The sequence below is a fragment of the Bacillus sp. TCT6 genome (assembly GCF_056033845.1).
The window spans coordinates 4,852,670-4,867,203 of record NZ_JBVYHX010000001.1 but is presented as its reverse complement, the minus strand read 5'-3'; the positions used below and the strand labels follow the sequence as shown (position 1 = coordinate 4,867,203).

Sequence of the window (14,534 nt, the reverse complement as noted above, 5' to 3'; positions counted from 1 at the left end):
TATGTTGTTTGTCACTTCAATTGTGAACGATAAATTATATTGAGATAAGAAACTCGCTAATGCAACGGGAAAAATGAGTGAATTAAAAAAGACAACGCATTGAAGCAGAAGATGGTGGAGGAAAGAAGATAGTAAAAAGAGAAAAAAACAAGATAAAAAGGTAATGAATCCTGTTATTGTTGGTGATCAAGTTTTTTTTCTGAGAAAGATGCCTGAATATCTAATTTGATTTTATTATAGGTACTATTTATTACCTATAATAAGGGAAATGATAATTCTGTAGCTAATACCTAGAAAATGCAGAAGGTAATACGATTATAATTCATCCATCAAAGAAGAATTTAGCTTCCCTAGTGAGAAAAGATATGATATTTAGGCATAATATGTAACAAATTATTTTGTGTCTACATAAAAAATAGTTTAAAGAGGAGATTGTAAATTAAATAATTTCTGCTTTTTTTAATAAATTATAGCAATGGAGGTTTAATTATGAGAATACTTGTAACAGGTGGAGCAGGATATATTGGTAGTCATACATGTGTAGAATTACTAAATAGCGGTTACGAAATTATAGTAGTGGATAATCTTTCGAATAGCTCGGTAGAATCTATAAATCGAGTGAAAGAAATAACAGGAAAACAATTTAAGTTTTATAAAGAAGATGTTTTAAATCGCGAAGCGCTTGACGCAATTTTTGAAGAAAATGCAATTGAAGCAGTTATTCACTTTGCAGGATTTAAAGCTGTAGGGGAGTCAGTAGCAATTCCATTAACATATTATCATAACAACATTACAAGCACGTTAGTGCTATGTGAAGTAATGCAGAAACATAATGTAAAGAAGATAATCTTTAGTTCATCTGCAACTGTATATGGTATCCCGGAAACGTCACCGATTACGGAGGAGTTTCCATTAAGTGCAACAAATCCATATGGTCAAACGAAATTAATGATTGAGCAAATTATGCGTGATGTAGCATTTGCAGATGCAGAATGGGGTATCGCATTACTTCGCTATTTCAATCCATTTGGTGCACACGAAAGTGGGCGTATCGGAGAAGATCCAAATGGAATCCCAAATAACTTAATGCCATATGTAACGCAAGTAGCAGTAGGTAAGTTAAAAGAATTAAGTGTATTCGGAAATGACTATCCAACGAGAGATGGAACAGGAGTCCGTGATTACATCCATGTTGTGGACTTAGCAAATGGTCACGTAAAGGCGCTTGAGAAAGTACTGAGTACAACAGGAGTAGATGCTTATAACCTGGGCACAGGCATGGGCTATAGTGTATTAGAGATGGTTGAAGCGTTTGAAAAAGTTTCGGGCAAGAAAGTCCCTTATAAAATTACAGAACGTCGCCCAGGTGATGTGGCAGTATGTTTTGCTGATGCATCGAAAGCAAAGCGTGAATTAGGCTGGGAGGCAAAACGCGGATTAGAAGAAATGTGTGCAGATTCTTGGAGATGGCAGTCTGAAAATAAGACTGGATATCAGAAAGTTAGTAACTAGAGAATAGGTTATAGGTGCTAAAACTTTCATTGAGTTATTAATATAGTTTGGCTTAAAAATTGAATTACATGTATAATGTATTTTATATTTTGTAGTCATAATAATTTGATAGCGGTACCTGAAGAAAGAAGGTTAAAAGCATGAAAAAGAAAATCTTATTTTGGATATTAGGAATCATAGGAGTATTAATTATAGGTGGAGGAGCTTACGCTTATAATATATATTCTTCTGTTTCAAAAACATTAGATGAAGTTCATAAACCATTAAAACGTGATCAAGGTAATAAACAAGAAGAAAAAATCAATAAATCTGAACCTGTTTCAATTTTACTATTAGGTGCAGATGAGCGTGGTGGAGATAAAGGACGTTCAGATTCTTTAATGGTCATTACATTAAACCCTAAAAACAATTCAATGAAAACAGTAAGTATTCCTCGTGATACATATACAGAAATTGTTGGAAAAGGTAAAAGTGATAAAATTAATCATGCGTATGCATTTGGTGGCGTAGACATGTCTGTAGCGACAGTAGAAAAATTCTTAAATGTTCCAATCAATTACTATATTGAAGTAAACATGGAAGGATTTAAAGATATTGTAGATGCAGTAGGCGGGGTCGATGTTAATAATGATTTAGAATTCTCCCTGGAAGGGAAACACTTCCAGAAAGGGAATATTCACTTAACGGGTGACCAAGCTCTAGCATATACACGCATGCGCAAAGAGGACCCACGAGGCGACTTCGGTCGTCAAATGCGTCAACGCCAAGTGATGCAAGCTGTTATTAAGAAAGGCGCAACTTTCTCTTCTTTAACAAGTTATGGTGATGTGTTAACAGCAATTCAAAAGAATGTGAAGACAAACTTAACGCAAGATCAAATGTTTGATATGCAAAAGAATTATAAAGATTGTCTGCAGAATAGTGAAGATATTCAAATCCCAGGTGACGGCCACAAAGCTGCTGATGGTATTTGGTATTACTACGTTCCAGATGCTGCAAAACAAGATTTAACGAATAAATTAAGAGCGCATCTTGAAGTGACTAAGTAGTATGTAATAACCCAACTCCTTTGGAAGGAGTTGGGTTTATTTTTGCGTGAATTTATATTAGTATTATATATTGTGAGATTAATAGATGAGGTGAATCGATGAATAAGAAAGCGATACTTGTCCTTGTTATTTTTGTATTGTTTGTTGCTTCGATTGTGAGCGGTAAATTGTACTGGAATAAGAAAGTTGCAAATGCAACGGGACAAACGAGTGAAGTAACGAAAACAAAGGCTGAAGTGAAAGATAGCGGAGCGAAGAAAGAAGAGAAAAAGGAAGAGAAAAAAGAAGAGAAAAAACAAGATACGAAGTCATCTTTTAATGAAGCATATGCGAAGAATTTGCCAGATGCAGTGAAAGAGAAGTTAAAGAAAGCTGCGGAGGATAAAAAGGCAGTAAATCTTGTTATTGTTGGTGATGAAGGTTCTTCATCTGAAAAAGGTGCTTGGGCAGCTAAGTTAACGGCTAATTTAGAAGCTGCTTACGGTAAAGGTTTATGGAATGTGACTGTAAAGGAATATAAGGGTGAAAGCACAGAAGAGTTAATCGTGAATAAGCGTGATAAAGAGATCGCGAAAGAGAATCCAGATGTGATTTTATTTGAACCACCATTTATTACTGATAACGGTAAAACTGGTAATGGGAACTCTGTTGCGAGTACACAGAAGTTTGTTCAAGCACTTTCTACTAGTGCAAAGGGTGCTACGATTATGATTCAACCATCAAATCCAGTGTATGGTGCGAAAAATTATCCGAAAGCGATTGAAGCATTAAAACAATTTGCGACGCAAAATAATTATACATATATTGATCATTGGGGAGCATGGCCGGATGCATCGACAAAGGCTATCCTACCATATTTAAAAGAAGAGTTTGGTTTCCCAACTGCTAAAGGTTATGAAGTTTGGGCACAATATGTAACGGATTATTTTGTAGCTAAATAATAAAAGGGTAGAGGGTATCGTCGACAAAATATGTTCGACAATACCCTCTCTTTTTTTATAGGATTTTTGCTATACTAAACTGTACTATAATACATGATGGAAGGAGGAGAATGATGAAAATACTTGTAGTTGATGATGAATCGAGTATTCGTAATTTGATTCGGATGCAGTTGGAGATGGAAGGTTATGAAGTATTGGCAGCGGCTGATGGGAGAGAAGCTTTAGAGCGATGGAATGAAGGGCCGGATGTATTGATTTTGGATGTTATGCTTCCGGATACGGATGGGTATGAGTTGCTTCGTTTGTTCCGTGAGAGGGATAGGGATATTCCGGTGCTTATGTTAACGGCAAAGAGTCAGATGAATGATAAGTTGCTTGGCTTGCAGCTTGGTGCTGATGATTATGTGACGAAGCCGTTTAATTATGCGGAGCTTATTCTTCGGGTTAAGAATATGGCGCGGCGTGTAAAGAAGACGGAGACCGCTGTAAGTCATGAAGTAATTGAGGCTGGAGAGATAGTGATTTGTCCTAAGGAAAGAAAGGTACATGTGAGTGGACAAGAGATTCAGTTAACGTACCGAGAGTTTAATTTATGTCAGTTATTTGTTTCAAATCCGCAGCGTGTGTTTATGAGGGATGAGTTACTTGAGAAAGTATGGGGGTTTGAGTATATCGGAAATACGAGAGCAGTTGATATTATGGTGCAGAGACTTCGAAAGAAGCTTGGTACGAGCGGAGAATATATTAAGACAATTTATGGCGTTGGCTATAAACTGGATTGTTGAGTGGTGATGGTATGTCTTTAAAGCGAAATATGGTGTTTGGAATAGTTGGGCTGTTAATTCCGATTTTTGTTCTTTTATATGCAGTTGTTTATATTACGTTAGAAAAGAATATGTATCATAACGCAGCAGATTCTTTAGAAAAGTTAAGTGTAGAAGCACAAATTTATACGATGAATTATTTAGAGAAGGAAGCAGAAGTGGATACGCTTGGTCCTAATTCACTTTTAATTGCGTCGTATTTAGCGAAGCGTATGGATGTCCGTGTGCAGATGATCGGGAAGAATGGCGATGTTGTTGCAGATACACAAAAAGGAGCATTGCTTCACCGTAACATCGACATTGAGAGTTCTTTGAAGGGGAAGAAGTCTTATGTTTTTGAGGAGGCGGATCCGGCTCCCATTCTTTTGTTTTCAAGCCCGGTTTATTATGGAAACGATGTCATTGGAAGTATTCGTTTTATAAATGAGTTAACGGGTGAGAAGGAAGTTTTAACAAATGTGAGCTGGACGTTTTTAATGACATCTCTTTGTTTAATAGCTACCGGTATTTTCTTTGCAATTCGTTTGGCGAAGTCTCTTCATAAACCAATTGATCAGTTGAGACAAATGGCACAGAGGCTCGCGAATGGTGATTATAAGAGTAAGATTGAGTTAAATGAGTACGTGGAAATCGCTCAGCTTTCAGCATCTTTTAACGCGATGGCCGATGGAATTGAGCTGCATATTAAGCAATTGCAGGAGGAGAAAGAGAAGCAGAAAGATTTCCTAGACCGCATTACGCATGAGCTGAAAACACCGCTAACGGCAATTATCGGTTATGTTGATTTAATTCCGAAGTTACAATCGAAAGAAGATGTACAGGAAAGTCTTCGTTATGTGGCTGTGGAAAGTGAGCGTTTATTATCACTTGTAGAGGAACTGCTTAAGTCTTCGAAATATGGGAAGAGTACGTTTGAAGTGTCTCCTACAGTTGTGAATATAAAGGAATTGGCAGAAGAAGCAGTTTCAATTGTGAAGCCTCGCCTAAATCAATTTGAAATTGAAGTGATAAATGAGTTAACGGGTGTACATGTTGTTGCGGATTTTGATAAGACGAAGCAAATTTTCTTAAATGTGCTTGATAATGCAATTAAGTATAGTGATGCTTCGCATATTCGTATGAATGTAATTGTAAATGAGCATGAGGCGAAGGTTTTTGTTCATGATGATGGGATCGGTATAGATGAAATGGTGCTTGCAGAGTGGAATGAGTCTCCGAAAGGAAAGGCACTTCCTTCTAGTTATGGGAATGGTTATGGTTTGTATATTTGTCAGGAGATTATGAATAAGCAGGGCGGAAGCATGCGGATTGAGAGTAGTGAAGAAATAGGTACTACAATATTCATTACATTTTTGCTTCCGAGAAGGATGGAAGACATAAAAAACTTGAAAGCGGTTAAATGATACATTTATGAAACAATTATGCGGTATTTTCGAAACAACGTTTTTTTATCTTGGAGGTAGGCAGAAATGAAAAGGCTATCATTTCAAATTCTTATGTTTGTCATTTGTATAATTGTTTCTCTTGTTTTGTTTTATGTTATGGAGAAGCAAATCTATAATCGAATCAACATTGTAAATGATAAACAAGCCGTTTTACAAAGGGTGAATGAATCTCTTCCAATTGAAGTGAAAGTAAGACATGAAAAGTGGGGAGAAATTGTTGTAACGGATGAAGTTCGTTTGCATACGATTGTTTCATTCTTTGACCGAATTCGAATAGAACCTGAGGGCGTTAAGAGCCAAGAACAAGTATTTACTGGAGAAGTAACGTACTTGAATGGACATAAGCGTACTTTTGCAGTAGGTGACTTGTTCCAGTATGGGGAAAATGTATACGGAAAGAATGGCATGGATCCGATGATTTCAGCACTTCAAACGTATTTATTAAGCCTGTATTACATGCCAGAGCGTATTAGTGATTTCTTTGCTTCGGCAAAGGATGTCGTAGTACGTCAAGGTGATGTGGTACGTACTATCAATCTTACGCACATACTTGATTCTATTCGGTACGCAAAGCAAATTACAGATTACGGAGAAATTCAGAAGTTATTACAATCGCAGAATGAACCGATTGCTTATATTACAGCTTATAAAACAGGTAAGCGTGTAAAGAATGATCGTGAAGATATTCTTACGATTTCTGTGTATCCATCGTACTTTGTAGTGCAATATCTCGGTGATAATAACGGGAATGTCATGTATATGAAAGGCTCTCTAGCAGAGTTATTCGTAAAGGAGAATGCGTCATGAGAAAGATAGCCTTTTTCTTCTTTTTGCTAGTAATTGGAGGAGCGATGTCTAGTTGCTCTCGAGATACAACCTCTATTAAATATAGTAAAAATGGTCTCCCTATTTTGGATGATCGTCATATTGTTGCGTATGTAGCGGCTCGTGAGGAAGTTGGTGAAGCGTTACTGTCATCATTTTGTAAGCCACGCGGATGTACGTATGAATTTATTCGTCTTTCAACAGAAGAACTTCTTCGTAGAGTGGAAGAAGAAGCTGGCAATCCGAAGGCGGATATTATTATTGGCGGTACAGTAGATGCGCATCAAATGATGAAGCAAAAAAATCTTTCTATTCCTGTGATAAGCCAACATGCAAATCGTATTTCAAAGACTGTTAAGGATAAAGATGGTTATTGGTACGGTTATGAAGTGGAGAAGCTAGCAATTGCGATTAATAAAGAGCGGTGGAACGAGGAAATAGCGCCGCTCGGTCTCTCGTATCCGTTAAGATGGAAAGATTTATTGAATCCAGTATATAAAGGAAAGATTGTCATGCCCGATCCAAATGTTTCAGGTACAGCATATACGTTTTTTCAATCACTTATTGATACGTTAGGTGAAGAGGAAGCGAAGGAATATGTGAAGAATCTGGCAGAACAAGTTGGAGAAGTAACAGTGAATGGTTATATCCCAGCAGAACTTGTTGCGAGCGGTGAATATATGATAGGCATCAACTTTATGGGAGATCAGAGAATGCTTCAAAAACAAGGCTTTCCTATTTTAAGTAACGAACCTGAGCAAACAGGGTTATCCGTTAATGCGATTTCTAAACTAAAACGTGCACCGAGTGGTATTATTGCGGATTTATTTATTGATTATTGTTTATCAGAAGAAGCGGGTCACATTTTAGAAAAAGTGTCGTTTGGCGTACCAACGATGTTTGCGAAGAATGAGAAAGAAATAGAAGGACAGCCGGTTAGAAGGACGAACCAAAATATATCAAATAGCGGGATAATCGAGATATGGAATAGACAGCGTCTCTCTCTGAAGTGAGAAAAGGAGACGAAAATATATGTTTAAATGGCTCAAGCCAGCACCTGCAATTGAAAGATTGCCAGCGGATATGATCGACCGTGTATATCGATTACTACGTATTCGTGTGTTAATCGGGATTTCAGTTGGATATGCTGCTTATTATTTAGTTCGTAGTAACTTTACGTTATCAAGTACGTACTTAGTACAAGAATATGGTTTTAGTACAGCTGAAATTGGTCTACTAGGTTCAGTAATGGCAATCGTTTATGGATTTAGTAAGTTCTTTATGGGGAATTTATCAGATAAAGCTTTCGCCCAGCGCTTTATCGCAGTCGGTTTATTCTTATCAGGGCTTGTAAATATTTGTTTTGGCTTTGCATCATCATTTGGGATGATTGTTACATTACTTGTTGTTAACGGTATTGTACAAGGTATGGGAGCACCACCTTGTAGTATTGTTATGACGAAATGGTTCTCAAAGAAAGAACGTGGTACGAAAACAGGTCTTTGGAATATTTCACATAACGTTGGTGGAATGCTTGTGCCACCACTTGTCGGAATTGGTGTAGGTATTTTTGGTGAAAACCATTGGCAAGGCGGCGTGTTTATTTTCCCTGCAATTATCGCAATGGTAATTTCAGTTCTTGTTTGGATTAATGCGAAGGATACACCAGAATCTGAAGGTCTTCCTCCAATTGATGAGTATCGTAATGACTATGAAAATCTTGAAAAAGCAGATAATGCTAACAAGATGTCACCAAAAGAAATTTTAATGAAGTATGTAGTGAAAAATAAATTTGTATGGTTCTTATGTATTGCGAATGCTTTTGTTTATTTAATTCGTTTCGGTGTTATTAACTGGGTTCCGCTTTATTTAACGACAGTTAAAGGATTTTCAAAAGCAGAAGCGCATGCGGCATATGCAATCTTTGAAGGTATGGCAATTCCAAGTTCATTAATCGTTGGTTTTTTAAGTGATAAATTATTTAAAGGAAAACGTATGCCATTATGTATTATTAGTATGGTTGGTGTTGTTATTGGTACGTTTATATATTGGCAAGCAACTAGCGTACTTGTTGTAAGTATTGCAGTTTCTATTATCGGTTGTTTAATTTATGTACCACAGTTCTTAATCGGTTTAAGTGCAATGGAATTAGTACCGAAATTTGCAGTAGGTACGACAGTTGGTATGTGTGGTTTATTCGGTTATGTAGGCGGAAGTCTTGTAGCTAACGCAGCAATTGGTGTTATTGTTGATCGTTCTGGCTGGGATGGTTGTTTCATCTTACTATTAACAGGAGCGGTTTTATCAACAATCTTCTTATTTATTGTTCAACGTGGACATGAGAGAAAAGATCCTAAAGTAGCGTAATATTTTGTTTGAAAAGCTATCCAATTGTGTGTGATTGGATAGCTTTTATATTAGAAAAAACAAACAGTATGAAAAATTGCAGTTTAATATATAAATGATTTTTGTTAATTAATATAATTTTTTTAGATTCCATAAACCAAATAGATACATGGTTATACCGAAAAATCCGCCGCCACAGATGAAAATTACAACCTTAAATAAAGAAATAGAGATTTCCTCTGAACCTACATAGGGAAGGATATAATTCATAAAAACAAACATTTGAAAGCCCCAAAGTGGTCATCTCCCTGTCAAGTAGACAGTAATAAAAAGAGTATTATGCCACGGCCTTTTCCCGATATTCTATCGGGGAAAGGCCGTGAAGTTTTTCTTGGAATCTTTCTGTATTATAAAACTGAATATATTCTTGAATTGCTCGGTAGGCCATTTCATATGTTTTTGGGCGCACTAAATACAACTTCTCTGTTTTTAAATGTGAGAAGAATGATTCGATACACGTATTATCAAAACAGTTTCCACGTCTAGAATGACTACCGACAAATCCTAATTTCTCTAACTGTTTTGCGTAGGATTTAGATGTATATTGAAACCCTTGATCTGAATGGAAAAGGGGCTTAGTAGTTAATGACTTCCCTTCTAATTGACGTAATGTATTTAAAACCAAATCTAAATCATTTCTTGAAGATAGCTTCCAGGCAACAATTTCATTGTTGTATAGATCTAACACAGCTGACAAATAGGCAAATTGTTCTCCGATTCGTACATAAGTAATATCTGTTACGAATTTTTGGTTTTGCTTTTCAGCTTGAAACTCTCGATTCAAATGATTTTTAAATACCACAGATGTTTTTCTTCCATAAAACGGACGTTTTTTTCGAATGATAGATTGAATACCCAGCTCTCTCATAAGACGACGAACACGTTTATGATTCATTACCATTCCTTCTCGAGCCAAAGCACGAGTCATACGTTTATACCCATAGTAAGGGTGCTGACGATGAATAGATAAAATATGTTCTTTATGCCACATATCCCTTTTCTGACGTAAACGCTGCACGTTATGATATTTCCGCCATTTATAGTAGCCAGCCTTAGAAACTTCCGCGATTTGAAGCAACCATCGGAGTGGATAGGCTTGGCGTAATGAATCGATAAGAGAAAATCGTTCTTTCTTTAGGACCATTCCTTCCCATGTAGATTTGGATTGCGCTTTTTTAAATACTCAACCTGTGCCTTCAAATAAGCATTTTCTTCTTCTAGACTATTAAAATTCTTTCGATTCCAGACACCACGTTGATCATCAAAGGACTCCCCCTGTTGCGCACGTTTTACCCACTCAATAATCTGGGCATCGCTCTTCACACCGAGTTGTTCACGAATTTCTCGCAATGATTTTCTCTCTTCTAATCGAAGACGAACTGCTTCTCGCTTTAGTTCTTCTGTATATTTTTGAAATGATTGTCCTTTTCTTGCCATAAAAAAATCCCCTCCAGATAAAACAGTATTGAGTCCATCATATCAGATGGACTCTTTTTTTACTGTCTACCTATAGGGGATAATACCAAAGCACACCTGCTTTTAAGCCAGCTTTTCTTAATTTTTTCTTGTGTTGTAAATATTCTTCTTTTGTTGCACATTCAGTATCACTTAAACCTTTTTTCTTGAATTTAAAGGCTAAGTAATTAGCGTAAATCATATTAGATAGAAAAATGAATATTGTCCCTATAGATATTGTGTGATTCATAGTATCAACAAGTAACATAATAAGCATTACCAACATATTTAACCACCACAAACCAATTCCAGCTACAGATAACTCTTTATTGATTTCTTGTTTTTGGTATTCATCTCTCTCACTTAGTGTTCCAACAAAACTATTATAAACTCTTTCTTTCCATTCAATTTTCATCATTTAATCTCCCTCCCAAAATAGACTATTTAAATCTGTTTTTAGTGCTTTTGCTAATTCGATACATAAGGCTAAAGAGGGATTATATTTCTTGTTTTCAATTAAATTTATTGTCTGTCTCGCCACGTTAACTTTTTTAGCTAACTCTAGTTGCGATAGCCCTTCAGATTTTCGATATTGTTTAACGTTATTCAAATATAACCCTCCCATTGATGGTTGTAGACCTCGTGTACCGAAATGTCATTTATATGTGACATTTTATAATTGAATAGATGAAATGTCAAATATATATGACAAAATAGCGATGGTGCAATTAGGAAAATGATTTTAATGATTCATTTTGGCAAGAAGTATGTTAATAAAGAATGGCTTCCATTCAATTAAAATTGCTCTTTTTCCTTTCCTTAAATCTATCTTAAAAGATATAATGTCATATTTCTAATCATTGGAATTTTTGTTACAATATAAATGGATGTGTAAAACTTTGTAAAAATAATGTAATAATATGTAATCTGTTTTCAGAAAGTTTTATACAATTTTTATATTAAACTATTAAGTTATAAAAGGGAGCGAGAATATGTTACCAAATACGGTTCGTACTCCAAACAAGAAGAAGAAATGGATTATTATTGGGGTTATTGCACTAATTGTTATTGTAGCAGCAATTAATATTTTTGTTATGCAAGGGAAGAAGAAGGGTGCATCAACAAATGCTGATGCTGTAAGTTTTGAGAAAGTGACAGAGCGTAAGCTGAATAATACGAAGTTAATTTCTGGTCAGGTGAAGCCTGGTAATATTGAAAGCTTCTATGCAGATCCTGCCAAAGGGAAAGTGAAAGATATTGAGGTAAAAGAAGGGCAAGAGGTAGAGAAAGGCACGAAGTTATTCTCTTATGATAATGAAGAGATTAATCTTCAGATGAAGCAAGCTGAACTTGATCAGAAGATGGCAGATATGCGTTATGATCAAGGGAAAAAGAAGATTGATTCGCTAAAGAAAGAAATTAAGAAGGCGAAAGATAGCGGAGCTGGGAAAGAAGTAACGGATCCGATGGACGAGCAAGTAAGTGAGCTGGAGATTGCTCAAAAGACAACTGATCTTGAGAAAGAAAAAGGGAAGTTGCAGAAAGAAGAGTTAAGTAAGAAGCAGAAAGAGCTTACGATTTATAGTAATTTCGCTGGTGTTGTTCAAAAGTTAGATAAAGATGCGGCACAAAGTTCATCTCAAGCGTTAGGTGGTCAAGGAAAATCGTTTTTACAAGTAGCTTCTAAAGACCCATTCCAAGTTCAAGGTACGTTAACTGAGCTTCAGAAGTCACAAATTCAAAAGGATCAAACATTCACTGTAACAGCGAAAGCAAATAATAAAAAGAAGTGGACAGGTAAGATTACAGAGGTAAGTGAGTTCCCAACGAGTGCAGAGATGGCGCAAGCTGGCGGCATGGGTGAAGCAACTCAAAATATGTCTCAGTATACATATAAAGCAAGTCTTGATAGTCAAGACGGTTTATCTCCAGGTTACCACGTTTCATTGCAAGTAAACTTAGAGAATAAGACGATGATTGCTGTTCCAAGTAAAAGCATTGTAGAAAAAGGCGAGGATGCATTTGTTTATGTTGAGGAAAAAGGGAAGCTTCGTAAACAAAATGTGAAAAAAGGTTCTACTGATGGAGACTGGACAGAGGTTGTAGAAGGCGTAACAGTGGGGCAAAAGGTGGTTAAAAATCCTTCCGACGATGTGTATGACGGAATGGAAGTGAAAGAGAAATGATTACGTTAAATAATATTGCTAAAACGTATTATCAAGGAAAATTGGCGGTGCCGATTTTGCATGGTATTAGTTTAACGATTCAGAGCGGTGAGTTCGTTTCTATTATGGGGCCATCCGGTTCTGGTAAGTCAACGCTTATGAATATTATTGGTTGCTTAGATCGTCCAACAGAAGGCGAATATAAGCTGAATGACGTGAATATCTTAACAGCAGACGAGTCAAAACTTGCTTTAATTCGTAATGAATATATTGGGTTTGTATTTCAGCACTTTAATTTACTGCCTCGTCTTTCCGCAGTGGAAAATGTTGAGCTTCCGCTCGTATATGGTGGTGTGAAGAAAGCGGAGCGTCGCAAGCGCGCTTTGGAGGCGTTAGGTAAAGTTGGATTGGCAGATCGCGTGCATCATTTACCGAATGAGTTATCAGGTGGACAGAAGCAGCGTGTAGCGATTGCAAGAGCGATTGCAAATAATCCAACGTTCATTATGGCCGATGAACCGACTGGTGCACTTGATACGAAGTCTGGTGAGCAAGTTATGGATATTTTCACGAAGCTTAATGCAGAAGGTACAACAATTGTTATGGTTACGCATGAAGAGGAAGTAGCAGCGTATTCTTCCCGCCGCATTGTACTGCGAGACGGGAAAGTTACAGAAGATAGAAGGTGTGCGGTATGAGTTTACTAGATAGTATAAAAATTGCCCTCTCTTCTATTTTAGCTCATAAATTGCGTTCAGCTCTTACGATGCTCGGTATTATTATCGGGGTAGGTTCAATTATTACTGTCGTTGCGATTGGGCAAGGCGGGGAAGCTGCATTGAAATCGCAGTTTGTTGGGGCAGGTAATCAAACGGTTCCGATTCATTATAGTGCAGATATAAACGATCCTTTCGGTATGGGAATGGTAGAAGCACCGAAGATAACTGAAGAAGACATTTTTGAAATTAAAAAAATTCCAGAAATCGCACATGTGGTAACAACAAATTCCAGCATGGAACCACTTGATATTGAAGATAAAAAAGAAATGGTGAGTATTACTGGATTAGATAGCGAGTACTTTGCAGTAAATAAAGTAAAGTTGTTAAAGGGACGTTCTTTACAAGAATCAGATGTGGATCAAGGTAATAACGTTGTTATGATTAGTAAACAAATGGAAGAAAAGGTGTTTAAGGATGCCAATCCAGTCGGTAAAATTATTGAAATGAAAGGTCAACCGATGCAAATTATCGGTGTCTACAAATCAGATAATGAGTTTATGGGAATGGGACCATCAGAAGCACTAGTTCCAATTTCATTATGGCCGACACTGTATGGAAAAGATGAAATTCAAAATATTTCTGTTCAAGCAAAAAATGTAGATAATCTAGAAAAAGCAGGTAAAAAAGCTGCAGATGTCTTAAACAGTCGTAAACCGACTGATGCAACTGGTAAATATGAAGTTATGAATTTAAAAGAAATTCAAGAAGGTATTTCGAAGATGACCGGTATTATGACAATGATCATCGGTGGTATTGCTGGTATTTCATTAGTCGTTGGTGGAATTGGTGTTATGAACATCATGCTTGTATCTGTAACGGAGCGTACACGTGAAATTGGTGTACGTAAAGCACTCGGGGCAACACGTAGTAAAATTTTATTACAGTTTTTAATTGAAGCTGTTATGTTAACACTTCTAGGTGGTTTAATCGGAATTGGTCTTGGATACGGCGGAGCATATATCGTTTCCACATTCGCAAAATGGCCACCGCTCGTTTCGTGGGAAGTTGTCGTTGGAGGCGTACTGTTCTCGATGACACTCGGTATTATTTTCGGATTAATTCCAGCAAATAAAGCTGCGAAATTAGATCCAATTGAAGCATTGCGTTATGAGTAATTAATAGTGTAGTAGAAC

General features: G+C 36.7%; 13 protein-coding genes and 2 pseudogenes. 11 read left to right on the top strand and 4 right to left on the bottom strand.

Going from position 1 to position 14,534, the window contains the following annotated elements; genetic code table 11:
• Positions 1-489: 489 nt before the first annotated feature.
• The 8 genes from galE to pgtP all read left to right on the top strand — a co-directional run bounded on the left by galE (position 490) and on the right by pgtP (position 8,963).
• On the top strand, positions 490-1,512 hold the full coding sequence (gene galE, locus AC0ONG_RS25060; protein WP_170264809.1) for a UDP-glucose 4-epimerase GalE: 1,023 nt from the start codon (positions 490-492) through the stop codon (positions 1,510-1,512).
• Positions 1,513-1,652: 140 nt separating this feature from the next.
• The gene (gene tagU / locus AC0ONG_RS25055) at positions 1,653-2,561 is read left to right on the top strand and encodes a polyisoprenyl-teichoic acid--peptidoglycan teichoic acid transferase TagU (protein WP_000727054.1); all 909 of its coding nucleotides are present in this window, start codon (positions 1,653-1,655) and stop codon (positions 2,559-2,561) included.
• Between the two features lie 98 nt (positions 2,562-2,659).
• The gene (locus tag AC0ONG_RS25050) at positions 2,660-3,502 is read left to right on the top strand and encodes an SGNH/GDSL hydrolase family protein (protein ID WP_001034136.1); all 843 of its coding nucleotides are present in this window, start codon (positions 2,660-2,662) and stop codon (positions 3,500-3,502) included.
• 113 nt (positions 3,503-3,615) lie between these two features.
• Positions 3,616-4,287 carry a response regulator transcription factor gene (locus tag AC0ONG_RS25045; protein WP_000699556.1) on the top strand — a complete coding sequence of 224 codons (672 nt, stop codon included), beginning with the start codon at positions 3,616-3,618 and terminating at the stop codon, positions 4,285-4,287.
• 11 nt (positions 4,288-4,298) lie between these two features.
• Positions 4,299-5,729, top strand: a complete 1,431-nt coding sequence (locus AC0ONG_RS25040) for a HAMP domain-containing sensor histidine kinase (RefSeq protein WP_000054007.1) — start codon at positions 4,299-4,301, stop codon at positions 5,727-5,729.
• A 66-nt stretch (positions 5,730-5,795) separates the two neighbouring features.
• Positions 5,796-6,578 (top strand): DUF3919 family protein, encoded by a 783-nt coding sequence (locus AC0ONG_RS25035; protein WP_000826605.1) that lies wholly within the window; start codon positions 5,796-5,798, stop codon positions 6,576-6,578.
• Positions 6,575-7,609, top strand: a complete 1,035-nt coding sequence (locus AC0ONG_RS25030; RefSeq protein WP_001225641.1) for an ABC transporter substrate-binding protein — start codon at positions 6,575-6,577, stop codon at positions 7,607-7,609. Before AC0ONG_RS25035 ends, AC0ONG_RS25030 begins: the two co-directional genes overlap by 4 nt.
• Positions 7,610-7,628: 19 nt before the next feature.
• Entirely contained in the window at positions 7,629-8,963 is a 1,335-nt protein-coding gene (pgtP, locus tag AC0ONG_RS25025) for an MFS transporter (protein WP_000477603.1), read from the top strand.
• 108 nt (positions 8,964-9,071) lie between these two features.
• On the opposite strand, the pseudogene AC0ONG_RS25020 reads toward pgtP, so the two are convergent.
• The 4 genes and pseudogenes from AC0ONG_RS25020 to AC0ONG_RS25005 form a co-directional block, all read right to left on the bottom strand.
• Positions 9,072-9,239, bottom strand: a pseudogene (locus AC0ONG_RS25020) (DUF3278 domain-containing protein); the annotation flags it as partial.
• 40 nt (positions 9,240-9,279) lie between these two features.
• Positions 9,280-10,439 (bottom strand): IS3-like element ISBth8 family transposase gene (locus tag AC0ONG_RS25015; RefSeq protein WP_474204395.1). Its coding sequence is split into 2 segments (ribosomal slippage): positions 9,280-10,181 and positions 10,181-10,439, totalling 1,161 coding nucleotides; the frame shifts between segments, so codons are not numbered across the junction.
• A gap of 73 nt (positions 10,440-10,512) precedes the next feature.
• Positions 10,513-10,875: pseudogene (locus tag AC0ONG_RS25010) on the bottom strand (DUF3278 domain-containing protein); the annotation flags it as partial.
• Positions 10,876-11,067 (bottom strand): helix-turn-helix transcriptional regulator, encoded by a 192-nt coding sequence (locus AC0ONG_RS25005; protein ID WP_001067014.1) that lies wholly within the window; start codon positions 11,065-11,067, stop codon positions 10,876-10,878.
• 382 nt (positions 11,068-11,449) lie between these two features.
• Here AC0ONG_RS25005 and AC0ONG_RS25000 point away from each other — a divergent pair, with 382 nt between their 5' ends.
• From AC0ONG_RS25000 to AC0ONG_RS24990, 3 genes are read left to right on the top strand one after another with little or no spacing between them, the layout of a single operon-like run.
• Entirely contained in the window at positions 11,450-12,643 is a 1,194-nt protein-coding gene (locus tag AC0ONG_RS25000; RefSeq protein ID WP_081144096.1) for an efflux RND transporter periplasmic adaptor subunit, read from the top strand.
• A complete protein-coding gene (locus AC0ONG_RS24995; protein WP_000631619.1) occupies positions 12,640-13,320 on the top strand; it encodes an ABC transporter ATP-binding protein in 681 nt (226 codons plus the stop codon). Before AC0ONG_RS25000 ends, AC0ONG_RS24995 begins: the two co-directional genes overlap by 4 nt.
• Positions 13,317-14,516, top strand: a complete 1,200-nt coding sequence (locus AC0ONG_RS24990; protein ID WP_000054346.1) for an ABC transporter permease — start codon at positions 13,317-13,319, stop codon at positions 14,514-14,516. The genes AC0ONG_RS24995 and AC0ONG_RS24990 overlap by 4 nt, the downstream gene beginning before the upstream one ends.
• The last annotated feature ends 18 nt before the right edge of the window (positions 14,517-14,534 follow it).